Source organism: Brevibacterium sp. 239c, from assembly GCF_900169365.1.
Taxonomy (GTDB): Bacteria; Actinomycetota; Actinomycetes; order Actinomycetales; family Brevibacteriaceae; genus Brevibacterium.
In genome coordinates, this window is sequence record NZ_FXZH01000003.1 from 221,839 (window position 1) to 245,466 (window position 23,628).

Annotated in this window: 20 protein-coding genes; 8 read left to right on the forward strand and 12 right to left on the reverse strand. The window is 62.2% G+C overall.

Annotated features, from left to right (window positions below):
• Positions 1-3 precede the first annotated feature (3 nt).
• Positions 4-1,050, reverse strand: coding sequence for a uroporphyrinogen decarboxylase (gene hemE / locus BSP239C_RS04420; RefSeq protein ID WP_101570409.1), 1,047 nt, complete (start codon positions 1,048-1,050; stop codon positions 4-6).
• A 150-nt stretch (positions 1,051-1,200) separates the two neighbouring features.
• Between hemE and BSP239C_RS04425 the strand changes: the two genes are divergently transcribed.
• Both BSP239C_RS04425 and BSP239C_RS04430 read left to right on the forward strand, forming a co-directional pair.
• Positions 1,201-1,815 (forward strand): DUF3000 domain-containing protein, encoded by a 615-nt coding sequence (locus tag BSP239C_RS04425; protein ID WP_101570410.1) that lies wholly within the window; start codon positions 1,201-1,203, stop codon positions 1,813-1,815.
• The gene (locus BSP239C_RS04430; protein ID WP_180958920.1) at positions 1,812-2,987 is read left to right on the forward strand and encodes an HRDC domain-containing protein; all 1,176 of its coding nucleotides are present in this window, start codon (positions 1,812-1,814) and stop codon (positions 2,985-2,987) included. Before BSP239C_RS04425 ends, BSP239C_RS04430 begins: the two co-directional genes overlap by 4 nt.
• 29 nt (positions 2,988-3,016) lie before the next feature.
• On the opposite strand, the gene dxs is transcribed toward BSP239C_RS04430, so the two are convergent.
• Complete coding sequence (dxs, locus tag BSP239C_RS04435) at positions 3,017-4,957, reverse strand: 1-deoxy-D-xylulose-5-phosphate synthase (RefSeq protein WP_101570411.1); 1,941 nt, start codon at positions 4,955-4,957, stop codon at positions 3,017-3,019.
• Between the two features lie 613 nt (positions 4,958-5,570).
• Positions 5,571-8,255, reverse strand: coding sequence for an aconitate hydratase AcnA (gene acnA / locus BSP239C_RS04440; RefSeq protein ID WP_101570412.1), 2,685 nt, complete (start codon positions 8,253-8,255; stop codon positions 5,571-5,573).
• 275 nt (positions 8,256-8,530) lie between these two features.
• Here acnA and BSP239C_RS04445 point away from each other — a divergent pair, with 275 nt between their 5' ends.
• On the forward strand, positions 8,531-8,722 hold the full coding sequence (locus BSP239C_RS04445) for a hypothetical protein (RefSeq protein ID WP_101570413.1): 192 nt from the start codon (positions 8,531-8,533) through the stop codon (positions 8,720-8,722).
• 77 nt (positions 8,723-8,799) lie between these two features.
• On the opposite strand, the gene BSP239C_RS04450 is transcribed toward BSP239C_RS04445, so the two are convergent.
• Both BSP239C_RS04450 and BSP239C_RS04455 read right to left on the reverse strand, forming a co-directional pair.
• On the reverse strand, positions 8,800-10,113 hold the full coding sequence (locus BSP239C_RS04450; RefSeq protein WP_226841493.1) for a class I SAM-dependent RNA methyltransferase: 1,314 nt from the start codon (positions 10,111-10,113) through the stop codon (positions 8,800-8,802).
• Positions 10,114-10,119: 6 nt separating this feature from the next.
• Positions 10,120-12,030: an APC family permease gene (locus tag BSP239C_RS04455; RefSeq protein ID WP_101570414.1), complete on the reverse strand. Its 1,911-nt coding sequence runs from the start codon at positions 12,028-12,030 to the stop codon at positions 10,120-10,122.
• 136 nt (positions 12,031-12,166) lie between these two features.
• Here BSP239C_RS04455 and BSP239C_RS04460 point away from each other — a divergent pair, with 136 nt between their 5' ends.
• Positions 12,167-12,838 carry a TrkA family potassium uptake protein gene (locus tag BSP239C_RS04460; protein ID WP_101570415.1) on the forward strand — a complete coding sequence of 224 codons (672 nt, stop codon included), beginning with the start codon at positions 12,167-12,169 and terminating at the stop codon, positions 12,836-12,838.
• Complete coding sequence (locus BSP239C_RS04465) at positions 12,835-13,500, forward strand: TrkA family potassium uptake protein (protein ID WP_101570416.1); 666 nt, start codon at positions 12,835-12,837, stop codon at positions 13,498-13,500. Before BSP239C_RS04460 ends, BSP239C_RS04465 begins: the two co-directional genes overlap by 4 nt.
• Before the next feature lie 2 nt (positions 13,501-13,502).
• Here the strand turns inward: BSP239C_RS04465 and BSP239C_RS04470 are convergent, their stop codons facing one another.
• Genes BSP239C_RS04470 through dut form a run of 3 tightly spaced genes read right to left on the reverse strand, consistent with a single transcriptional unit; the run spans position 13,503 to position 15,232 of the window.
• Positions 13,503-13,877 (reverse strand): OB-fold nucleic acid binding domain-containing protein, encoded by a 375-nt coding sequence (locus BSP239C_RS04470; RefSeq protein ID WP_101570417.1) that lies wholly within the window; start codon positions 13,875-13,877, stop codon positions 13,503-13,505.
• Positions 13,878-13,882: 5 nt separating this feature from the next.
• Positions 13,883-14,752, reverse strand: coding sequence for a DUF3710 domain-containing protein (locus BSP239C_RS04475; protein WP_101570418.1), 870 nt, complete (start codon positions 14,750-14,752; stop codon positions 13,883-13,885).
• Positions 14,753-14,758: 6 nt separating this feature from the next.
• Positions 14,759-15,232 (reverse strand): dUTP diphosphatase, encoded by a 474-nt coding sequence (gene dut / locus BSP239C_RS04480; RefSeq protein ID WP_180958921.1) that lies wholly within the window; start codon positions 15,230-15,232, stop codon positions 14,759-14,761.
• A gap of 64 nt (positions 15,233-15,296) precedes the next feature.
• Here dut and BSP239C_RS04485 point away from each other — a divergent pair, with 64 nt between their 5' ends.
• Positions 15,297-15,752 carry a DUF3093 domain-containing protein gene (locus BSP239C_RS04485; protein ID WP_101570419.1) on the forward strand — a complete coding sequence of 152 codons (456 nt, stop codon included), beginning with the start codon at positions 15,297-15,299 and terminating at the stop codon, positions 15,750-15,752.
• A gap of 153 nt (positions 15,753-15,905) precedes the next feature.
• Here BSP239C_RS04485 and BSP239C_RS04490 read toward each other — a convergent pair whose 3' ends face one another.
• Positions 15,906-16,205, reverse strand: a complete 300-nt coding sequence (locus BSP239C_RS04490) for a DUF4193 domain-containing protein (RefSeq protein WP_092107696.1) — start codon at positions 16,203-16,205, stop codon at positions 15,906-15,908.
• Between the two features lie 286 nt (positions 16,206-16,491).
• On the opposite strand from BSP239C_RS04490, the gene BSP239C_RS04495 reads away from it, so the two are divergent.
• Positions 16,492-16,719, forward strand: a complete 228-nt coding sequence (locus BSP239C_RS04495; RefSeq protein WP_101570481.1) for a hypothetical protein — start codon at positions 16,492-16,494, stop codon at positions 16,717-16,719.
• A 94-nt stretch (positions 16,720-16,813) separates the two neighbouring features.
• Here BSP239C_RS04495 and BSP239C_RS04500 read toward each other — a convergent pair whose 3' ends face one another.
• On the reverse strand, positions 16,814-17,920 hold the full coding sequence (locus BSP239C_RS04500) for a ferrochelatase (RefSeq protein ID WP_101570420.1): 1,107 nt from the start codon (positions 17,918-17,920) through the stop codon (positions 16,814-16,816).
• Positions 17,921-18,193: 273 nt separating this feature from the next.
• On the opposite strand from BSP239C_RS04500, the gene sepH reads away from it, so the two are divergent.
• Positions 18,194-19,270: a septation protein SepH gene (gene sepH / locus BSP239C_RS04505; protein ID WP_101570421.1), complete on the forward strand. Its 1,077-nt coding sequence runs from the start codon at positions 18,194-18,196 to the stop codon at positions 19,268-19,270.
• On the opposite strand, the gene cydC is transcribed toward sepH, so the two are convergent.
• Both cydC and cydB read right to left on the reverse strand, forming a co-directional pair.
• Positions 19,245-22,607, reverse strand: a complete 3,363-nt coding sequence (gene cydC, locus BSP239C_RS04510) for a thiol reductant ABC exporter subunit CydC (RefSeq protein ID WP_101570422.1) — start codon at positions 22,605-22,607, stop codon at positions 19,245-19,247. The genes sepH and cydC overlap by 26 nt on opposite strands.
• On the reverse strand, positions 22,604-23,626 hold the full coding sequence (gene cydB / locus BSP239C_RS04515; protein ID WP_101570423.1) for a cytochrome d ubiquinol oxidase subunit II: 1,023 nt from the start codon (positions 23,624-23,626) through the stop codon (positions 22,604-22,606). Before cydB ends, cydC begins: the two co-directional genes overlap by 4 nt.
• Positions 23,627-23,628: the final 2 nt, after the last annotated feature.

Below are 23,628 nucleotides of genomic sequence, written 5' to 3' on the forward strand. Positions count from 1 at the left end.
GGCTCAGCCCCGTGCGGCCAGAATCTCTGCGGAGATGCGGTGGACTTCGGCGACGATCCGTCCGGGCACTTCGGGATCGGTGTCGGGGAGGACTCCGTGACCGAGGTTGAAGACGAAACCGGCCTCATGGTCCAGGCCCTGCCGCACGATCTCTTCGATGCGCGGTGCCAGAGCTTCCCAGGGGGCAAAGAGCAGAGCCGGATCCAGGTTGCCCTGCAGGGGCTGCTCCGGCTGGACTCGTGTCGAGGCATCGGCCAGGTCGACGCGGAAGTCGACGCCGACGGCGGTGGAGCCGGCCCGCGACATGGAGGTCAGGAGCTCCCCTGTCTGGACGCCGAAGTGGATGCTGGGCACCTCGTGATGGCGCAACGATTCGAAGACCGCGCTGGAGTGCTCGAACACGTGGGCTTCGTAATCGCGCCGGGACAGGTATCCGGCCCATGAGTCGAAGAGCTGGAATGCGGAGGCGCCAGCGTTGAGCTGAACGTCGAGGAACGTCGATGAGATCCGAGCGAGCTTGCTCAGCAGCAGGGAGAAGGTCTCCGGCTCTGCGGCCATGAGGGACTTCGTCTTCTCATGGTTCTTGCTCGGCCCGCCTTCGATGAGGTAGCTGGCCAGCGTGAAGGGAGCACCGGCGAAGCCGATGAGCGGGGTTTCCTGGCCGAGTTCTTCGATGATCCGACCGATCGATTCCGCGATGTCGGGGATCTGGTCGGGTTCGAGCTCGGCCAGTGCTTCGATGTCGGCGCGGCTGCGGATCGGGTTCGCGATCACGGGTCCGGTACCGGGGACGATCTCGACATCGACACCGGCTGCCTGCAACGGAACCACGATGTCGGAGAAGAAGATGGCGGCGTCCACACCGTGTCGTCGCACCGGCTGCAGAGTGATCTCTGAGACCAATTCCGGGGTTCGGCAGGCATCGAGCATCGCGGTGCCTGCACGTAGCTCGCGATATTCGGGAAGTGAACGGCCGGCCTGCCGCATGAACCAGACCGGAGTGTGCGCAATCTGCTCTCCGCGCAGGGCGGGCAACAAGGTTGAAGTCATGTCCCCATCCTCCCATCACAAGCAGATCAATGCCCACCGGGTTTCGGTTTCAAGACGCCGTGTCTTGATCGCAGGTGCGGGCGAAAACTCTTGGTCCCGCCACGGCGTGGACGATTCACCTCTACCCTGGCCTGATCTATCGTGGCAAGTGTGGTCAACACCTCACCTCTCAATCGCATTCCGTCGGAGTTCTCCGCCGCGACCTCGGTTCTGCGCGAAGCTCGGAACACGAGCAACGTCTCGATTTCCGAAATACCTGCGCCGGCCCGTTTGGCGCCGTATTCCTATGCTCTGGGTGCCGAAGTCAGGGCCGATGAGACTTTCCTGCATGCCACCGGTGAGGCGATCGAAGAGTTGGCTACCGGCCGTATCGTGGTCCTCTATGATCCCAGCTCTCCTGAGGAGTGGGAGGGTCAGTTCCGAGTCGTTTCCTATATTCGTGCCGAACTCGAGCACGAGCTCGGCAATGAGACGATGCTCGGTCCGGTCGCCTGGACCTGGCTCGAAGAGGCCCTCGAGTCGAATGACTGTGAGGTCGTCGCCGCCGGTGGCACGACAACCCGCGTCCTCTCTGAGAGCTTCGGCACTCTTGCCGATCGGTCGTCCACGATAGACTTGGAGTTGCGCGCTTCATGGACCCCCGTGATCGCGGAGCCGGAACTGATCGGCGATCACTTCGAAGCCTGGATCGATCTGCTGTGCACAGTTGCCGGACTGCCACCGCTTCCTGAAGGAGTTTCAGCCCTGCCCGGGCGACGTCGATGACAACCGAACTACCGCTCTTGGCCACACCCGCTCATGGCGTTCCGCCGCTCGTCGACTCCTCAGCCGAATTCTCTAGGGCCTGCGACGAGCTCGCACATGGATCCGGCCCCATCGCCATCGATGCCGAGCGTGCATCAGGCATCAGATACGGTCAGCGCGCCTTCCTGGTTCAGCTGCGACGCGAGAATGCTGGCACCTTCCTCCTCGACTCCGAAGTGCTTGAGGACCTCAGCCCCCTCAACTCTGCATTCGGTGGAGACGAATGGGTCATACACTCTGTGACTCAGGATCTGCCCTGCCTGCAAGAACGCGGGATGCGACCGGAAGTGCTCTTCGACACCGAGCTCGCTGCTCGGATGCTCGGGTGGGACAAATTCGGTCTGGCGGCCGTGGCCGAGAAGACTCTCGGTGTTCGCCTGGCCAAGGAGCATTCGGCGGCCGACTGGTCGAAGCGCCCACTGCCCCAGGAATGGCTCAATTATGCCGCCCTCGACGTCGAGGTTCTGCTGCCTATTCGCGACATTCTCCACGATGCTCTCGTCGAAGCCGATAAGTGGGAGTTCGCACGGCAGGAGTTCGAGCATCTTCTCGATTTCGAGCCCAAGCACTTCGCCGAGCCCTGGCGCCGGACTCACGGATTGACCAAGCTCAAGTCTCGCAAGGATATCGCCAAAGTGCGGGAGCTGTGGACGGCCCGTGACGAGATGGCCTCGGAAACTGACAATGCTCCCTCGCGTATCCTGCGCGATCGGGATCTGATCGCCTTGGCTCAGTCACGGGTCCAGTCCAGCGACGACATCATGGCGACGTGGCCCAGGCTCTCGCGCGCAGACGCCGGACGACTCTTCCGGGCCTACCGCAAGGCGACTCGGCTGACGGTTGACGAGTTGCCTGGCAGAAGGGAAGCCAACGCAGTTCAGACACGGACGCCGTTCAGTCACACAGACATCAAGGAACGAGTGGCGGCTCTTAAATCTGCGATGGCAGAGCTGGCCGAAGAACACGCAATTCCCCACGACGTGCTGTTGCAGCCGGCCATCGTCAAGGCACTCGGCGCACAGCCGCGAGTCGACGTCGAAGAGTTCCTCTTCGAGCGTGGAGCCAGGAAGTGGCAGGTCGAGCTGAGCGCACCGGTGCTCAAAGGCACCATCGAGACACTACCCGCAGCCTGAACCTGCCGACCTAGGGCCCAGACACGCAGTCAGACTGCTCTGCGGGATCCCTGCTGAGCGCGGTTCCTGACATCTGCGGGCAGGATATGAACGATCTCGGAAACGATGGTGTCCACGTCAAGTCCCGCGTATTCGAGGATCTCGTCGCGAGTGCCCTGCGGCAGGAACTCATCGGGTGCTCCGAGTTCGAGGACTCCGACGCGAGAGTCGGCGGCACGCAGATCGCTACGGACCTGTGAACCGATTCCGCCGACCTTGACACCGTCTTCGATCACCGCAACGAGACTGTGCTCAACAGCCATGTCGATGACGCTGCCCGGCACAGGCAGTACCCAACGCGGGTCGACGATCGTCGACGCGATGCCCTGGTCGGCCAACTCTTCGGCGACTTCCTGGGCTCGCCCGGCGAACGGACCGACGGAAACGATGAGCACATCCTTGGCGGTGCCTGTCGGCACCTCGCGCAGAACGTCGACACCATCATCAAGGCGACGCAGCGCCGGAATGTCCGTTCCCACACTTCCGCGCGGGAATCGGATCACGGTGGGTGCGTCCTCGATGGCGACAGCTTCGCCCAGTTCTTCCGTCAGACGAGCGGCATCACGAGGCGCCGCGAGTTTGAGACCAGGCACGATGCGCAGCATCGCCATATCCCAGATCCCGTGATGGCTGGCACCGTCGGGACCGGTGATTCCGGCCCGGTCGAGGACGAAAGTGACTCCCTGACCGTGCAGGGCCACGTCCATGAGCATCTGGTCGAAAGCGCGGTTGAGGAACGTCGCGTAGATGCACACGATGGGGTGCAGTCCGCCGTAGGAAAGTCCGGCCGCGGAGGTGACTGCATGCTGTTCGGCGATGCCGACGTCGAAGACCCGCTCCGGGTACACCTCGGCGAACTTCGCAAGGCCCACGGGCAGGAGCATTGCCGCGGTGACGGCGACGATGTCATCCCGGGACTGTGCGATCTGGAGGACCTCCTGACCGAAGACCGAGGTCCATGAGGTCTGCTTCGACGGAGACGACTGACCGGTCGTAGGGTCGATGACGCCCACGGAGTGGAACTGATCGGCATCGTCGTTGATCGCTGGGTCGTAGCCCTGGCCCTTCTGGGTGATCATATGCACGATGACGGGACCGCCATCGTACTGTTTGGCCCGCTGCAGCGCCTTCTCGACCATCGGCAGGTCATGACCGTCGACTGGCCCGAGGTACTTGATGCCGAGCTCGTCGAACATTCCGGCCTGATCCGCGGAGACCATGTCCTTGAGTCCTCGTTTGACCCCGTGGATGGCACTGTACGCGGCTCGTCCGGGTGCGCCCGACTGCCGAAGCGTCGATTTGCCCCAGGACAGGAGCTTCTCGTATCCGGTGGTGGTGCGCAGTTCGTCGAGGTGTTCTGCGAACCCGCCGACCGTCGGTGCATAGGAGCGGCCGTTGTCGTTGACGACGATGATGAGCTTGCGCGGTGGCGTCGATTTGTCGGCGGCGATGGTGTTGAGAGCTTCCCAGGCCATGCCACCGGTCAGTGCGCCGTCACCGATGACGGCGACGACGTGGCGGTCGCTTTCGCCCTGGAGCTGATGAGCCTTGGCGATTCCGTCGGCCCAGGACAGCGATGCCGAAGCATGCGAGTTCTCGATGACATCGTGTACGCTCTCGGCCCGACTGGGGTATCCCGAGAGTCCGTCGCGCTGGCGCAGACTAGAGAAGTCCCCCATGCGACCGGTGAGGAGTTTGTGCACGTACGTCTGGTGGCCGACATCGAAGAGGATCGTGTCGTGAGGGGACTCGAACACGCGATGCAGGCCAACGGTGAGTTCGACCACGCCGAGGTTGGGCCCCAGGTGACCACCTGTGCCGGCAACCGTGGTGACCAGATAGTCCCTGATCTCCTTCGCCAGAACTTCGCACTCGGCGTCGTCGAGTTCACGCAGCTGTGATGGCGAGTTCATCGACTCGAGGAATGTCATTCGACCTCGCTCCTGAATGCACAATAGATGGTCTGATACTGCAATTTCCGCTCGGATCATCTTAACGCTTCACGGACCAGAGTTGGTTCATCCCCGGGTTCGGCAGATGTCGAGTGTGTCTGGTTCCACAGGCACCGGGGACTTTTTGTTCTCCAGGTGCCAGGGTTTCCGGGTCGGAGGCACCTGGGTTTCCGCGTCGTAGGCATCCGGGCGTCAACTTGGCAGGCAGCAGAGGGTCTGCATTTCCGATCTCAGCCGTGAGCACTCCCCCAGCACCCAAACACCATTACTTGCAATAACAGCCCCAGCAGAGGTTGTCTTAGGTGCTGATGGCGAACATTGTGCAGCTGGTGGTAGGAGTTGGCAGCAATGATGAAGATAGGCGGCGAGGGTAGAACGTGCAGCTCGCGGGAGGTTGTGACGTTTGGCGCAACGACCTGTGCAACCGGCGGAGGCCGTTGCGACCTGGCCGAATAGACACAAGCGCTGAGCACGTGCGGGTATAACGAAGGCCGGTGGGATGATCCCACCGGCCTTCGTCGGTCAGACCTGAACTCAGTCAGACCTGTTAACAGTCAGACCGAGTCGTCGCCACAGAGACGACGGTTTCAGATCAAGCAGTCGCGAGCTGACGAAGCACGTACTGCAGGATGCCGCCGTTACGGTAGTAATCGGCTTCACCCGGGGTGTCGATGCGGACCACTGCGTCGAAGTCGACGGTGGTGCCGTCTTCCTTCTCTGCCGAGACCTTGACAGTCTTGGGTGTGGTGCCTTCGTTGAGCTCGGTGATACCGGAGATCGAGAAGGTCTCCGTGCCATCGAGTCCCAGCGAGTCAGCGGACTCACCGACGGGGAACTGCAGCGGAACAACGCCCATGCCGATGAGGTTCGAGCGGTGGATGCGCTCAAAGCTCTCGGTGATGACGGCCTCGACGCCGAGCAGCTTCGTGCCCTTGGCTGCCCAGTCACGCGAGGATCCCGAACCGTATTCCTTGCCACCGAGGATGACCAGTGGGGTGTCGTTCTTCGCGTAGTTCACAGAAGCATCGAAGATCGTGGTCTGTGGACCGCCCTCCTGTGTGAAGTCACGGGTGAAGCCACCCTGAACTCCGTCGAGGAGCTGGTTCTGCAGGCGGATGTTCGCGAACGTGCCGCGGATCATCACCTCGTGGTTGCCACGACGTGAGCCGAAGGAGTTGAAGTCCTTGCGCTCGACACCGTGATCGATGAGGTACTTGCCGGCCGGCGTGTCGGCCTTGAAGGAACCTGCAGGCGAGATGTGGTCGGTGGTGACCGAGTCGCCGAGCTTCGCAAGCACGCGGGCGCCCTTGATGTCGGAAACGGGTTCTGCTTCCAGGCCCATTCCGTCGAAGAAGGTTGGTTTGCGCACGTAGGTCGACTCGTCGTCCCACTCGAAGATCGCACCTTCAGGTGTCTGCAGCGCCTTCCAGCGGTCGTCGCCTTCGAAGATGCGGCCGTATTCCTCGTCGAACATATCTGTCGAGATTGAGGAGGCAATGACCGACTCGACCTCTTCTGGCGATGGCCACAGATCCTTGAGGTAGACGTCCACGCCCTCCGAGTCCTGGCCCAGAGGCTGGTTCTCGAAGTCGAAGTCCATGGTTCCCGCCAGAGCATAGGCGATGACCAGAGGAGGCGAAGCCAGGTAGTTCATCTTCACATCGGGGCTGATGCGGCCCTCGAAGTTACGGTTGCCCGAGAGGACTGCAGAGACTGCCAGGTCGTTGTCCTGGATGCTCTGCGAGATGTCGGAATCCAGCGGTCCGGAGTTTCCGATGCAGGTGGTGCAGCCGTAGCCGACGACGAAGAAGTTGAGTGCTTCGAGGTCCTCAATGAGGTTGGCCTTCTTGTAGTACTCGGTGACGACCTTCGACCCCGGTGCAATGGAGGTCTTGACCCATGGCTTGGAGTTGAGTCCGCGCTTGCGGGCGTTGCGGGCCAGGAGGCCTGCAGCCATCATCACCGAGGGGTTCGAGGTGTTGGTGCACGAGGTGATCGAAGCGATCGCCACAGCACCGTTGGCCAGTTCGAAGCTGGATCCATCGCCGGTGGTGACCGGAGCCGAGTTGTTCTCTTCGCCGGGCTTTGCGTAGTTGTGGATGTCCTTAGCGAACTGGTTCTTCGCGTCGGAAAGTTCGATGCGGTCCTGCGGGCGCTTCGGTCCTGAGATCGAAGGCACGACGCTGGAGAGATCGAGTTCAATGTACTCCGAGTACTCAACTTCGTTGCTGGGGTCATGCCACAGGCCCTGGGCCTTGGCGTAGTCCTCAACCAGTTGGATCTGCTCGGGCGAACGACCGGTGAGCTTCATGTAGTCGATGGTCACTTCGTCGATCGGGAAGATCGCGGCGGTCGAACCGAACTCGGGGCTCATGTTGCCGATCGTGGCGCGGTTGGCCAGCGGCACAGCGGAGACACCCTCACCGTAGAACTCGACGAACTTTCCGACGGCTCCGTGCTGGCGCAGCATATCGGTGATCGTGAGCACGACGTCCGTTGCGGTCACACCGGCAGGGATCTCGCCGGTCAGCTTGAAGCCGACGACGCGAGGGATGAGCATTGAGACGGGCTGGCCGAGCATGGCTGCCTCAGCCTCGATGCCGCCGACGCCCCAACCGAGGACACCGAGGCCGTTGACCATGGTGGTGTGGGAGTCGGTGCCGACCAGGGTATCTGGGTAGGCGCGGAGAACACCGTCGACCTCACGCGGCATGACGACGCGTGCGAGGTGCTCGATGTTGACCTGGTGGACGATGCCCATGCCTGGAGGAACGACCTTGAAGTCGTCAAAGGCCGTCTGGCCCCAGCGCAGGAACTGGTAGCGCTCACCATTGCGTTTGTATTCCATGTCCATGTTCAGCTCGATCGCTTCGGCGGTGCCGAAGTTATCGATCTGAACCGAGTGGTCGATGACCAGCTCGGCCGGAGCCAGCGGGTTGACCTGCTCCGGCTTTCCGCCGAGCTCGACGACCTTCTCGCGCATTGTCGCGAGGTCGACGATGCAGGGCACGCCGGTGAAGTCCTGCATGACCACACGGGCGGGGGTGAACTGAATTTCCGTAGCCGGTTCGGCACTGGGATCCCAGTTGCCGAGGGCTTCGATATGCTCCGAAGTGATATTCGCACCGTCTTCAGTGCGCAGCAGATTCTCCATCAGCACCTTGAGGCTGAAGGGAAGCTTCTCTGACCCTGGGACCTGATCCAGGCGATAGATCTCATAATCCGTTTCGCCTACGGTCAGGGTGCTCTTCGATTTGAACGTATCGACGTTGCTCATCGTGATTCTCCTGTTTCATCCGACACTCATCCAAGAAACCGGGCAAGCCCGTGAGCCGCGCACCGATTTACGCGACACAAATGTTTCCAAAAGTATCTTGACGTCAAGATAAATTCTATCTCATTTGGTCGCCCTTGACCACCTTCGGACAGTGGCCTGTCGGTGAACTGAGAATCGGGTTTTCCCCAAGTCACAGTCCGGACAACTCCCGCGCGAAGAGGTGCCGCAAGTCCCTAATCTGGAGTCATATCAGCCGCTGCGGACTAGGAGCATTCATGGACCCGTTCACCCTCGGAGCCGGATTCGGATTCGGTGCACTCCTCGTGGGCATCATCTTCGCTGTCATCTGTCGAACATTGGCCAGTGAAAAGGGTCGCTCCTCAGGATGGTGGGGCCTATGGGGCTTCCTGACCACCTTCATCGCGCTCATCGTCCTCGTTCTCCTCCCCCAGAAGTCCCGAGTCTGACAACCCACCCTCGCCGAGATGGGTTCAGGTCCCGATGGCGCCCCAGGTCGCCGAGGTGGGCCGACGGCCGGATACGGTCATCGTCTGAGGACGGTGACCGTTTCCACGTGTGCGGTGAGCGGAAACAGGTCGAAGCCGCGGAGGCCCTCGATGGTGAATCCACCATTGACCAGGACCGCGAGGTCGCGTGCCAGAGTGGCGGCGTCGCAGGAGACATAGATGATCGTCTTCGCACTCGATTCGAGAAGTGCCCTGGTGACGGCTTTGCCAGCGCCGGAACGCGGTGGATCGAGGATGATGACGTCCGAGTTCGGAATGCTCACGCGGTCTGCCCGGGCGGCGTCGAAGGCCGCCTTGAGGCCCTTCGCGTTCACCTTCGCGTTCTCGATGGCCGACTTCGCACCCTCAACTCCGTAGAGGCGGGCACCGGTGGCGTTGGCGGCGCTGATTCCCAACAGCCCGACACCGCAGTAGAGATCCGTGATCATCCGAGTCTGCTCATCGAGCGCAGAGTTGACCTGAGCGCTCAGCAGCTCAGGCGCCTGCTCGTGGACCTGCCAGAAACCATCAGCCGCGACTCGGTAGTCACGCCCGGAGACCGTTTCGATCAGGTGGTCATCTCCTCTGACCATGCCCAGCTTCGAATGACCACCCTTGGTGCCTGCGCCCTTGCGTCCGATGCCGTTGCGCGCATCGGCGAGCACCGACCAGTGCGCAGGCAAAGCCTCGGCGAGGTCGGTGAGAGCCGAGCGCTCACAGTCTCCGCGCACAATCGCTGCTCCGCGCTCACCTGACCAGACGAACTCGAGCCGATCGGCACCCGGCAGACACAGCGAGGACAGGGCAACCTCGGCGATGGCAGAAGTCGCCAACGGGGCCATGGACAGGGGCACGACATCATGGGAACGCGGTGCCAGCATCCCCAGCCGGCCGTCGGCGTCGACAGCGAGCTGAACTCGGGTCCGCCAGTTCAGTCCGCTGCTCTCCCCCGGCGCGGCTGCAACGTCGACGCTGCGATCGATATGTCCGATGCGGGAGAGCTGATCGTGCAGGATCTCGGCTTTGAGATCACGACTGTGGGCGAGATCGACATGGGCGTACTCCATTCCGCCGAAGAGCGGCCCTTGGCTGGCCTCGCCGGCGAGGAAATGTGAGCGCCGGTCAGCAACGCGGAATTCCGAGGCTTCGAGCACCTCGGTGACGTCGGCGCGCAGGAACTTCGCTGCCGGTCCTGCCTCGGTGCGAGCACGCACAGTCTCCCCAGGAATGGCTCCGGTGACGAAGACGACCTGTCCCTCGTGGCGAGCAATGCTGCTGCCGCCAGCGGCGGGGCTCTCGATGTGCAGGGTCAGATCCATCGGCGGGATCTCTTCGGCTGAGGGTGCGCTCATCAGTGTTCAAGCCTGTCTGTACAGAGGATTGTCGTTTTCGGGTCCGTCGCCGCCGTACTGCCGGGAGAAGGAACGCAACCGCCAGGGTACAGAGACCACGACGACGTTGGGGACCAACAGCAGACGAGTGCGCAGCTTCAAAGCTACTTGGTTGTGCAGAATGTGTTCCCACCAGCGTCCCACGATGTATTGGGGAATGTAGACGATGACGAGGTCACGCGGGGACCTGCGGCGGATCGCGAGCACGTGTGCCAACAGCGGCCGGACCAGCTCTCGGTAGGGCGAATCGAGAACCGTCAGCGGCACAGGCAGAGCCATTTCGTTCCACTGCCGTTGCAGTGCCCCGGCCGAATCCTCATCGATGGCGACGGTGATGGCCTCGAGTTGGCTGGAACGGGTCACTCGGGCGTAGGAGAGAGCTCGCAGCGTCGGCTTGTTGATCTCATTGACGACGACGATCGCGTGGGTATTCGACGGGATTGTCCGCGAGCCGCCGTCAGCCTCCGGGGCCAGTTCCCGGGCAACGCGCGAGTAGTGGCGGTGGATCGCGCCCATGATCAGGAACAGTCCGGCCATCGCCGCGACCGCGAGCCAGGCACCGGCGAGGAATTTGGAGACGATGACGACGAGCAGCACGCCAGAGGCGATGATGCAGCCGGCCCCGTTGACGAGTCGATTGAGGTGCATCCGCACCCGCGCTTTCGAGTCGATGACCAGCCGCAGGCGCTTGTTCCAGTGCAGGACCATGCCCGCTTGTCCGACGACGAAGCTGGCGAAGACACCGACGAGGTAGAGCTGAATCAGCGTCGTCGCTGAGGCCCGGGATGCGATGACGAGCAGGATTGCGGCGAAGGCCAAGAGCAGGATGCCGTTGGAGAACGTCAGCCGGTCGCCCTTCGTCGCCAGCTGTCTGGGCAGGAATCCATCACGCGCCAGACGTGAGGCCAGACCGGGGAATCCTTCGACGGCGGTGTTGGCGGCGACGAGCAGCACAAGGGCCGCGACGAGCACCACAACGTAGAACATCACGGGCGCGTTGTCGAAGATGGCGTGTGCCAGCTGTGCGAGGACGGGTTCCTGTTCGTATTCGGCACTGACCGCGCTGCCATCGGGTCGCACGAGGAAGAGATGAGGATCGTCGACGTATTTGACCCCGGTCACCGAAGCCAGATACGTCAGACCGGTGAGCATCATGGCCGCCAACAGGCCCGAGAGCAGCAGGGTGTTGCCGGCATTTTTGCCGCGTGGCTTCTTGAAGGCGGGCACCGCTGTGGCCACCGTCTGAACACCGGCCAATGCCACCGATCCCGAGGAGAAGGCACGTAGGACGATGAGAACCGTTGCCAGCCCCAGCGTGGCTTCGTCGTTGATTCCGCTGTGAGCGATGGTGTAGCCGGCTGTCTCCGCCTGTGGGAGGTCTCCGGCGCCGACCCGCAGCAGTCCCACACACATGGTGAGGAAGACTGCGCCCAGAAACAGGTAAGTCGGGACTGCCAGCAGCACCGGCGTGGCACGTGAACCGCGCAGCCCGGCCAGGGTGATGAGCAGGATCCCGATGATCGCCACGGGGACGCGGTAGGGGGCCAGGAGCGGGAAGGCCGTCGTGATGTAGGCCGCGAAGACCGTCATCGACACGGCCAGGGTCAGCACGTAGTCCACCAGCAGAGCCGCGGCGACAACCAGACCGGCACGGGGTCCGAGGTTCTTCGATGCGACCTCGTAGTCACCGCCGCCGGAGGGGTAGGCCTTGACGTTGATGCGGTAGCAGGCGACGATCACGAGGATCACAGCGCCGACGGCCACACCGATCCAGGGCGCCACGGTGAGGGCGACGAGGGAGGTCAGGGACAGCGCCAACAGGATCTCGTCGGGGGCATAGGCCACGGACGAGAGCATGTCGGAGGCGAAGACGGGCATCGCGATGCGCTTCTTCAGCGCCGGCGTACGCCTGTCCTCACTGCGGAAGGGCCGTCCAACGAGTAGTCTTTTGACGGCATCAGAAAAACTGCTGGCCACGGGCACTAATGGTAGATCAATGCGGAGAGGATTACCCATGCACTTCGTGATTATGGGCTGCGGGCGAGTCGGAGCGTCCTTGGCCAAAGCCCTCGATGCTAACGGGCACTCGGTGGCAGTGGTCGACCGCGACCCCGATGCATTCCTCAAGCTCGGTCGAGATTTCAGCGGTTCCACCATCACAGGCATCGGGTTCGACCGTGAGACTCTGTCTCAGGCGAAGACCTCGGACGCCTATGCCTTCGCCGCCGTGTCCAGCGGCGACAATTCCAATATCCTCGCCGCGCGTGTCGCCCGGGAGACCTTCGGCGTGGCCAACGTCGCTGCCAGAATCTACGATCCCAACCGTGCCCAGGTCTTTGAGCGACTGGGCATTCCGACCGTTCCCACGGTGCGGTGGACAGCCGATCAAGTGATGCGCAAACTCGTTCCGCAGGGATCGATCACCGAATTCCGCGAGCCCTCCGGCAGGCTCGTTCTCGCCGAAGTCCATCTCGATCCCGGCTGGGTGGCCAGGCCCATCAGGGAGATTGAGACGAGGACCAAGGCCCGCGTCGCCTACGTCACTCGACTCTCCGAGGGCATCCTCGCTCATGAGGATCTGCTCCTCCAGGACGGGGACCTGGTTCATCTGATGTGTCCGGTGGACCGCCTCGGCGAGATCGAGAAGATTCTGGACCAGCCGGTGCGAGCAATGGAGGAAGAATGAGAGTCGTCATCGCAGGGGCAGGGTCAGTCGGTCGGTCAGTGGCCCGGGAGCTCCTCGACAAGAAGCACTCGGTCATGCTCATCGATCAGAGCAAGGAAGCTCTGGGTCATGAGCGCATACCGGGTGCCGAATGGCTGCTCTCGGATGCCTGCGAGCTGGCTGGATTGGGCGAGGCCAAACTCGAAGAGGCCGATGTCGTCGTCGCCGCGACCGGTGATGACAAGACAAATCTCGTTCTGTCGCTGTTGGCCAAGACGGAGTTCGGTGTTCCGCGCACCGTTTCGCGGGTGAATAATCCGAAGAACGAGTGGCTCTTCGACGAGAACTGGGGCGTCGACGTGGCGGTGTCGACTCCGCGACTGATGACTGCCCTGGTCGAGGAGGCTGTCGAGGTCGGCGGCCTTGTGCATCTGATGAGCTTCGAACGTGGCCAGGCGGGACTGATGGAGTTCACCGTCCACGAATCCTCCGCGCTCGTCGCCTCACGGATCGGCGACATCGCCTTCCCACTCGACACTGTGCTCGTCGCCGTCATCCGCAACTCGCGGGCATTCGCGCCCAGCTCCGATGACGTGATCGAAGCAGGAGACGAGCTGTTCTTCCTCTCCTCACCGGATCAGGAAGGCGCACTGCTCGAACTGCTGCAGGCTCCCGCCGAATGAGCTCACTCGTGGTCGTCGCGGGTATGGATCAGTTCATAGACCGGGTTGTGGGCCTTCAACGCTCCGTCGTGAGCGCAGAAGCGCCCCTCTAGGACGATCAGGGCACCGGGTCTGATTCCACTGATCTCACGGCGGCCCAAGAACTGTGCGTGGACCTCCCCGGTCCCATCGGCAACCGTGATGTGCAGACTAGGATTGTATCCGCTGCATGACTGCGTCACAGCGCTGACGACACCGGCGACCCTCGACATCTGCCGTGGGTTGAGGTCCTGGACGCTGATGACGCCAGGAATCTGGGACACCAGTCTCAGGTCGGCCCGGGCCTCAGCATCTCTGGAGCCGAAGTCACGCATGAAGCGTGTGATGACGTCCAGCATGGGACTCAGCGAACCTCGGTGATTTCCGGGCCGCGTTCAAACGGATTGAGTTCGTCCTTGTTCTCGTCCCCAGCCTCGTCCTCAGGATCTCCGTCGACCTCGGGCGCGGTGAGCACGATGAGCTCGCGTGGAGCCATCGCCTCCTGTCCTCTGTCGACGATGACGCCGCGGAAGAGTGCACTGAGTTCGGACCGGATCTCTTCGTTCGTGACGGCCTTGCCGGAGAACACCGCACGGACGAACCAGCGTGGTCCGTCGACTCCGGCGAAGCGCATGGAACGCTTTCCAGGTCGGCCGTCCTCGGTTTTGGCGGGAACTTCGACTGCGAGTTCTCGGCCCAGTGAGGTGTGCAGCTCCGAGGCTTCACCACCCTGGGAGGTGACTCCGTCCGCCAACTGTTTGCGCACGGTGTTCCACAGGCCCTCTGAGCGTGGTGTTGCGAAGGCCTGCAGCTGGATCCCGCCGCCTTCATGAATGAGTGTCACTGCCAGCACGCGCTGAGAGTCGTCGTCGGTGTCCAGGCGCACCTGCATGCCGTCGACAACGGGCACCTTGAGAGCGCCCAAGTCGAGTCGGTTGAGCTCAGGGAAGTCTTCTGCAGCGTCGAACGGGCCCTTCTCTGCACGATCGTAGGGAGCTGACTTCTCGAGCAGGGCCTCCTCGTCGAGCTCGTCGTCGCTCGTCATGTCCTCGGAGTCTTCGTCGATCTTCGCGTCAGCGGTTGCGCTCGTGGCGGTCTCATCCGAGTCAGTGTCGGCGGAGTCGCCGGCGTCTGTGTCATTTGTCACAGCATCGTCGACGCCGTGCTCCTCGTCGACGGTGTCGTCGATCTTCTCAGCGGAGGATTTTTTGGAGAATCGGGAGAACAGTCCCATGGTCGTTCACACCTCTCTCTCGGTCAGACCTGCTTGTACTCCACCTGTGGAGCCGAAGCCCCCTGCGCCGCGATCGCTGTCGTCCAGCGAATCGACCAGGGTGAAGTCTGCTTGTTTGATTTCTTGGATGATGAGCTGAGCAATACGGTCTCCACGCGAGATGCGCACAGGGACCCGCGCATCCAGGTTGATCAGCGGCACCTTGATCTCACCACGGTAACCGGCGTCGATCGTGCCTGGAGCATTGATCACGGTGACCCCGTGTTTGCTCGAGAGACCCGAGCGCGGATGGACGAATCCGGCGCAACGGTCAGGAAGGGCGATCGCGATGCCGGTGGGCACGACCTTCCGTTCGAATGGTTCGAGGACGCAGTCGATGGCTGAGCACAGATCGGCACCTGCATCGGACGCGTGCGCGTACGAGGGAGGTGTCATGCCTGCATCGAGCAGCTTGAGGTCAATCTTCAGGATTCCTGCCACAAAGAAGCACTCTAATGCCGAAGCCTGAGCGCTTCCAAAAAGTCCGTTATGGGAGAATGGCCATATGGCAACGACTCAACCCGAAACACGCGTGGTCTACACGGAAAAACTCGGCCCATCCATCGGCATGTGGATTCTCATTGTGATCGCTGCGGCTTCGACCGCGCTCATGGTCCTGCCGGTGTGGAAGGCTGGCACCATCATCCTTCCGGTGATCAGCTTCGTCCTCTTGGCGTGGTGGCTGCGTTCACTCGGGATCTCGATCATCGTCACCGAACAGCAGCTCTTCGTCGGTGACGCACATATCGATCGCCGTTTTGTAGTTGATGCCACCGGCTACGACGCCGAAGGTGCACGGACCGCGCGAGGTACGGGCCTCGACGCTCGAGCCTTCCTCATGCTGCGCCCTTGGGCCAAGTCTGCGGTGCGGATCGACATTCACGATGAGACCGACCCGACGCCCTACTGGCTGGTTTCGAGCAAACGGCCGATGGAGCTCGCCGCAGCGCTCAAGCCCTGAGCCTCACAAGCCCTGAGCCTCACCACCTCACAGCACTTGCTTCGATCACGCTGACGCACCGGAACTCACGCTGAAGCACCCGAACCAGAACCCATCCGAGACACAGAAACGCGCCCCGACAAGGGCGCGTTCTTGTATCTTCCGACAGCCGATTCAGCCAGCACAGTCCGTGCAGATGGGGACTCCGCCTTCTTCGCTCGCCAGCTGTGAGCGATGGCGAACCAAGAAGCATTCCATACAGGTGAACTCGTCATTCTGCTTGGGCAGCACTCGAACGGAGAGCTCTTCGTTCGACAGGTCCGCACCGGGGAGTTCGAACCCTTCCGCAACTGCAGTCTCGTCTTCGTCAATCTTGCTTGCCTGCGCCTGCGAGCGTGAAGCCTTCAGCTGTTCAATCGAATCGCTTTTGATTTCATCGTCTTGCTTACGAGGTGCGTCGTAATCCGTTGCCATATGGCCCATCGCTCTCTGTCGGGTGTGCTCAAGAGGTTTTTCAGCCCCTCTCGCCAAACGTGTCCCCAGCATTGTGCACTGTATGGGTGCTGTTGGCAAGATCAGATCGTCCATGTTCATTGTGATTCTCGTCACCGGCGAGTCGGTATGCGACGGGCTGCACATACGACTCTCGAAAAGCTCTGCGAGAATGCATAAGTCGAATAGCGCCGATAGCATGTAGTCGGTGAATGAAACTGGGATCGCCCCATGCGTGGGAGACGGCCCGAGGAAGGACGAATACACGATGAGTGAATTCGCAAATCAACTCGATACCAGGATCGACGATGTCCGTCATCGCATTCATGAAGCTCGGTCCAATGGGGACGACTACCTCGTCGAGACCCTGATCGACGACCTGCAGAATCTCTTGGAACTTGCCGATCGCAACGATGTGGACACTGGTCCGATCGCCGCGGTCATCACAGCAGAGACCGGAGCGATTCCCGTCATTCCCGCACCGGAAGAGTCCTGACTCACCGGGCAGACTGACACCGAAAATCCCTTCCCTGCACAACTGGCAGGGGAGGGATTTTCGTATCTCCAGGAACCCTCGGAGGGCGTTTGGTTCAGACTGTCCAGTTCGGCTCGGTCGCCCGTTCGATGCGTCCGCGACAACACTCGATGCTGCACGCGCCGCTGCCCGGCACTAGCGCAGCAGAGCCGGGAATGGTCGGAGCCGGAGGCTGTTCGTTGCGAAGCTGTGCGATTCTCTCCTCGACCAGGTCAACGAGTCCCGATACGAACAGCGGATGCGTTCCGACGGTGGCAACACGGGTGAAGGCGAAGCCGAGTTCGGCAGCCGTCTCCTTCGCCTCGGTATCGAGATCGAAGACGACCTCCATGTGATCGGAGATGAACCCGATCGGAACGAGGACCACCCCGGTGACACCGTCGGCGGCGAGTTCCGTCATCCGATCGTTGACGTCCGGCTCGAGCCACGGCACCTCCGGCGCCCCCGAACGAGAGCAGTACACCAACTCGGCGGGAAGCACTTGGGACGCTGGCAGCCCATCCATGAGGTGGGCCATGAGCTCTTCGTGCTGTGCGCGATAGCCGCTGGTCTCCACCGCGGAGGCGTCCTGCATGACATTTGGGATCGAATGTGTGACGAAGAGGATCCGATGCTGCTTCGCGTCAAGAGCACCGACCTGCTTCGAGAAGTCGTCGAGCCCCTCTTTGAGCAGGAGCGCACACGCGTCGGCATATCCGGGGTGGTTGTAGAACTGCCGGATCTTATCGATCGTGACGGTCGTGCCCTCGGCAGACAGCTCCTCGATGGTCTTGGCAAAGTCTTCGCGGTACTGACGGCACGAAGAATACGACGAGTACGCCGAGGTGTCGATGGACAGGAATCGAGTTCGACCGGCCTGCGACTCGGCACGCACCTCGTCGGTCAGATACGGTGCCCAGTTGCGGTTGCCCCAGATGAGCGGGGTGTCGATGCCGCGACGATCAAGCTCTTCTCGCAGAGCCTGCAGAAGCGCCTTGTTCTGATCATTGATGGGCGACTTTCCGCCGAATCCGTAATAGTGCTCACCTACTTCTTCGAGTCGCTCCTCCGGTATTCCGCGACCGGCGGTGACGTTCTTGAGGAAAGGGACGACTTCTTCTGGAGCCTCCGGTCCCCCGAATGACATGAGGACGAGAGAGTCAATGGGTTCAGTGTTATTCACAGTTACAGATTTTACAGCCTGTAGAGGGTCCGTGCCTGTTGTCCGCCCTGTGAGTCAGTTCCACTCACGGATCAGACCTGCCCAGTCCCTCAAGCAGACCGATTCAGGACCTCAAGCAGACCGGCTCAAGCTCTCGAGCAGAGTGTTCACCGACCGAACCGGCCAGCCAAGCGCCGATGAGAGCCGTGATTTCGCGACTCGCGCGCAAATCTGCCCTGCTCGTGTGCCCGGACGTGACACGATGCAGGGAGACGCGATAAAGGAGCTTAAGGCATGCGTGAACTGATCTTGAACGGAGTCGACGCCGACGGCACTCATCTGCTGCTGAACGACGAGAACGGACTGCAGTACCGATTGGCTCTCGACGAGGCCCTGTACGCCGCTGTCCGCAAGGACCGCACCAGCGTCAAGCCCGAGACCCCCGTGCGCCCCCGTGATATCCAAGCCATGATCCGTGGCGGGATGAGCGCCGAGGAGGTCATCGCCTCCACCGGCGCCGATGCCGAGCAGGTCCGCACCTATGAACGCCCGGCTCTGGCCGAACGCGCTCACACGGCGTACACGGCCAGCCAGCACCCGATCTATTCCGACCATGACCCCAATGGCGACCCGACTCCCCTGGTGGAACTGTGCCAGACCCGTCTGGCGATGCGCGACGTCGACATCGAGACCATGGATTGGGATGCGTGGAAGCAGCAGGATGGCAACTGGTACATTCAGCTCAGCTTCACCGCCGCGGATCGCACTCGCACGGCTGGATGGAACTATTACCGCCGGTCGCTGACTCCCATCGACGATGAAGCGAAATGGTTAGCCGATTCGGGACCGACAGATACAGGACCCATTCCGAATTACGGGACCGGTGCCGAACGTCAGAAGATCACCGAGGAGATCGACACGCCCTCCGCTCCTCCAGCTCCTGCTGAGACATCGCCTGCCGCTCGTGATCATCAGGCGGAGACCGGACGGATCTTGGAGAATCTGCGCAAGCGTCGCCGCTATGAGGACGAGGAAGAGCCACGTGGCAAGCTTCGCGCTGTCACTGAGGACCCTGAGACTCACCCGCAGGGCGCGCACACCGCGCCGGGACGTCCGGAAGACGCCTCCGATGACGAGGTCTTCGCGTTCGAAGATCCCACATCCGTCGATCCGGATGAGCCTCAGGAGCCGACTCAGGAGGTCGGCAGGTTCGATGACGACAATCAGCTGTCTCTGCTCAATGAGCCTGGTGTCAGCGAGGAGTCGAATCAGTTCAAAGACACTGCTGAGTCCAAAGCGAAGTCGAAGAAGAACAGTCGTGCATCGATCCCCAGCTGGGACGAGATCATGTTCGGCTCGAAGCGCGACTGAGTTCGCCACCCAGCTCGACCAGGCGGTCGTCGTCTGTGATCAGGCTGGCGTCATGAGTGACCATCACAACGGTGTGTGAGTCCAGGTTCTTTCGCAGGTCATTCACCAGTCGGTGTGCCATCATATCGTCAAGGTGTGCAGTCGGTTCGTCGAGGACGAGGACTTTCGCCCCGCTCAGGAGTGTCCTGGCCACGGCCAGACGCTGACGTTGTCCTCCTGAGATCTCTGCCCCGTGATCGCCGACCCAGAGTTCGAGGCCAGCTGGGTCGGCCCATTCGGCCAATCCCGCGCTGGTCAGTGCCGCGCACATCTCCTCGGTGCTGGGTGCGTCTCTGCGCGCGATCGCCAGATTGCCCCTCACTGTTGACCGGAAGATATGTGCCTCCTGCGGGCACCAGGCGATTGCGCCTGCGAGGTCTGCCGGTGACAATCCGAGGACATCCGTCTCCCGACCCGCGTCGTCCTCGGCGCTATATGAACCTGACCACGGGTCCAGGAAGCGCAGGAGCACACTCAGCGTCGTCGACTTTCCGGTACCACTGTCACCGTGCAGGACAGTCCATCGGCCCCTCGCTGCTCGCAGGTCCACATGGTCGACGACCGGACCGGCATCCCATCCGACACTCATATCGTCGAGCTCAAGCACGGTGAACCCGTCTGCCCTGGTGATTTTGTCCCGATGTTTGTCCGTCGAGGACTCTGCCCTGGTAGGCGCCAAAGCGGGGATCCGGTCAAGGACAGCACCAAGCGTCGGCAGCGCACGGAAGGCCTGCAGCGACTGCGTGAAGACATCGACAGAACCGAGTGCGATGAGAACAACGACGGCTCGGATCTCGGTCGGCGCTGAGGAGGTCATCGCAATGAGCACAGCGGCGCCCACCGTGCTCAGCTGCACCCAGAGCTGCGCAATGCCGAAGTGGTGTGAGGAGCGGCGCTGAACACGGTAGAGCTCCTGCTCTTCGCGACCCAGTGCTGTCAGAACCCTCTTTTCAGCACGGTTCGTCCGCAGGTCCGCTGTGGCGTTCAACGCCCGTGTCAGGACTGAGAGGATCCCGTTGCGGATAGTTCGGACGCGCCGGGCCAGGCTGCTTTCACTCCTGATAATGGCGGTCGGCAGCACGACCAGGTTGAGGATGCCGAGTGTCAGGAACACCGGCAGGGTCGCCGGGTCGAGTGCCCAGGCGGTGATGAGCACCGCGAGGAAGACCAGCGATGAAGCGACAGGTGGGAACAGAGTCCGCGGAATCAGATCCCGCACATCATCGGCGTCGGCTACCATGGTGCGCAGCGCGGCATCGGAGGTCAGCAGTTTCCGATCCCCCATTCCGACTGCTTCGAAGTGCTCCCAGAGTCGAGACCGCAGTCTGCCCAGCGATGCGAAGATCACCGAGTGCAGCTTGAGTCGGCTGAGATAGAGCAGCACTGATCGGCTCAGCCCGAAGAACCGCACACCGACGATGGCGACCAAGAGGATCATTATCGGAGGTTGGTAGGACGCTTCGACGATGAGCCAGGCGGAGACCGCAGTCAGCGCTATCGCTGCCAGGCTGGAGCCGCACGATGCGAGCAGAGCAACAATCATGTTCGGGGTGAAGAGCGGCATACTCGACCGCAGGAGCGACCACCGGCGACGAAGCGTCGCCCTCTGTTCCCTCTTTGACCAACCGCGCTCCTCGCCCACGTTCGCCGCGGTCTGTGAAGCGTCGGTCAGTGTTGTTGGGTCGGTCAGTGTCGCCGGCTTCGGAGTCGTCGCTGAGTGCGAAGCCACTGCTGGTGCGGCGGTCGCACCCATGTTGACCTTCCGGGGGCTGATCTCGTCCTGGGCGAGTGCAGTGACCCGGTCATCATGGCTGGCCAGGATGACACGCACGCGCTTGGCCGCCTCGGCGATCATGTCGATGATGATCTCAGCATTGGCATCGTCGAGGTGAGCGGTCGGTTCGTCGAGGACGAGTGCCTCGGAGTCGCCGTCAATGAGGTGGCGTACCCGGACGAATGCGAGTCGGCGGAGCTGTCCGGGACTCAGCGCAGACGTCGATAGTGCCGGGTCCTCGGGCAGACGAGCGCCACGCAGAGCGGTACCCTGTTGGGCAAACGGGAGACCGTAGACGTCGAGTTCGGCTCCGATCGTCGCACCGAAAAAACGGGGAGCCTGCGAGACGAATGCGACCTGACGCGATGCCAGTGTTGTTCTGGCCTGAGCGGGCAGATTGCCGGACAGAGCGGCCAGAATCGTCGATTTGCCTGCCCCTGAGACACCTCGGATCGCCGTAATGCCGGGAGTGGTCGAGAAGGTTCCGGTCCACTCGATCGTCGTGCCGTTCGGGTAGACGACGCGGTGCTGGGCATCGAGGAAATCGTCGCTGGTCTCATCGTCGTTGGATTCATCGTCATGGCCGAACCCGTCCTCGGCTACGCTGTCGCTGTCTGCGACGAGTGCAAGGGCACGAGCCTGTGCCTCGCGACCGTTCTCACTGGCGTGGTAGCCGGCGCCGAGCTCGCGCAGCGGGGTGAAGCACTCTGGCGCTAGGAGCAGGATGAAGAGGCCGGAGCTCAAGTCCATGCTTCCGGAGACGAGGCGCAGACCGATGACGACGGCGACCAGGGCGACGGAGATCGTGGCGATGAGTTCAAGGGCAAGACTTGAGAGGAATGCAATGCGCAGTGCGGCGAGGTTGGCGCTGTGGTACTTCTCCCCCAGTTCGCGCAGGGTGCGTGCGTGGTCTCTTGAACGGCCGAGTCCGATGAGCACGGGCAGCCCCTCGGCCAGCTCTGCGAGGTGATCGGACAGTCGCTCAAGTGCAGTTGAACTGGCTGCGGTCGAGGCCTCGGTGAATCGGCCGATGAGGATCATGAAGACCGGCACCAACGGCAGGCACAGTGCGATGATGACGGCGGAAAGGACATCCGTGAACACGATACGAACGAGCAGCGTCACCGGGACCACCGCTGCGGCACTCAGCGCGGGCACCACGGTCGTGAAGTAGTCGTCGAGGTCGTCGATGCCGCGTGTGACTGTGACGGCAGTGTTCATGCGCGGCTGCCCACGCCTGGTCAGCAGCGACCGCAGAATCGAGAACCGCAGCCGCCGCTTGTTCACAGCCGCCAGTGACGTCCCCAGACTGTGATCCGCCCACAGGCTCGCACCCCGCAGTGCCGCTCCCAGAAGCCCCAGCACCGCCCAGACCGCAATCGGGCTCGGCCCGACGATCGAGCGCACCAGAGCCTCGGCGATGAGCACGATGCCCACGGCACGCGCCAATGCGCTGAACAGGGAGAGACAGAATCCGCGCTGTCCGCCCGGCAGGTCGAGCAGGATCCGCAGGGGAGAATTCATGACCTGATCGCCACCGGCACGCGGTGAGCTTCGGGGATGTGCGTTTCGGCGATGCGGCCTAGGAACATGCGATAGCTGAAGATCTGGTAGCCGATGATGATCGGCAGACAGATCACGGTCACCACAAGCATCACAGTGAGTGTGTAGTCCTCCGAGGACGCCGAGGCGATGGTCAGGGAGTTTGCCGAGTCCAGTGTCGAGGGCAGCACGTTGGGATAGGCACCGGCGAATACGGCGAAGAGTCCAGCTGCGAGGTAGATTCCGTGCAGGACGAAGGCCGCCTTCTCCGCCCCGGATCGGACCGCAAAGTACGCCGCCACCAGGGCGACGACCGCAGCGAGAACCACGGCGGCCAGCCACGTGCGATGAGTGATGGAGAGACCGAACCAGATGAGGAAGCCGATGGAGCCGGGCAGCAGCAGCCTCCGAGCCCACCGCTGAGCCTTCTCGCGCATGTCGCCTCGCGTCTTCAGACCGAGGAAGATCAGGCCGTGGACGAGGGCGAAGCCGATCCCGCCCAGGCCTCCGAAGACTGCGGGCCAGCCCGCCCAGGCGAAGGCCCCTCCGATGAGGTCACCATTGTCGTTGAGCGGCAGCCCGGTGGAGGTGATGGCGAGCATGGCCCCGACGAAGAAGGCGATTCCAGCCGAGCCCACTGCCATCGCCCAGGTCCAGAAGGACTTCCACGACTGGCTGTGCCCCTTGCCGCGGTATTCGATGGACACGGCGCGGAAGATCAATGCCAGCAGGCAGAGTGTCAGCGGTATGTAGAGGGCGCTGAACAGGGAGGCATACCAGTGCGGGAAGGCAGCGAATGTCGCCCCAGCTGCGGTGATCAGCCACACTTCGTTGCCGTCCCAGGTCGGCCCGATGGTGTTGAGCAGCACTCGCTTCTGTCGTTCGGTCCGGCTCAGCAGCGGCATGAGCATTCCGACACCGAGGTCGAAGCCGTCGAGGAACAGGTATCCCGTCCACAGCACGATGATGAGGACGAACCAGATCGTGGCAAGAATTTCCATCG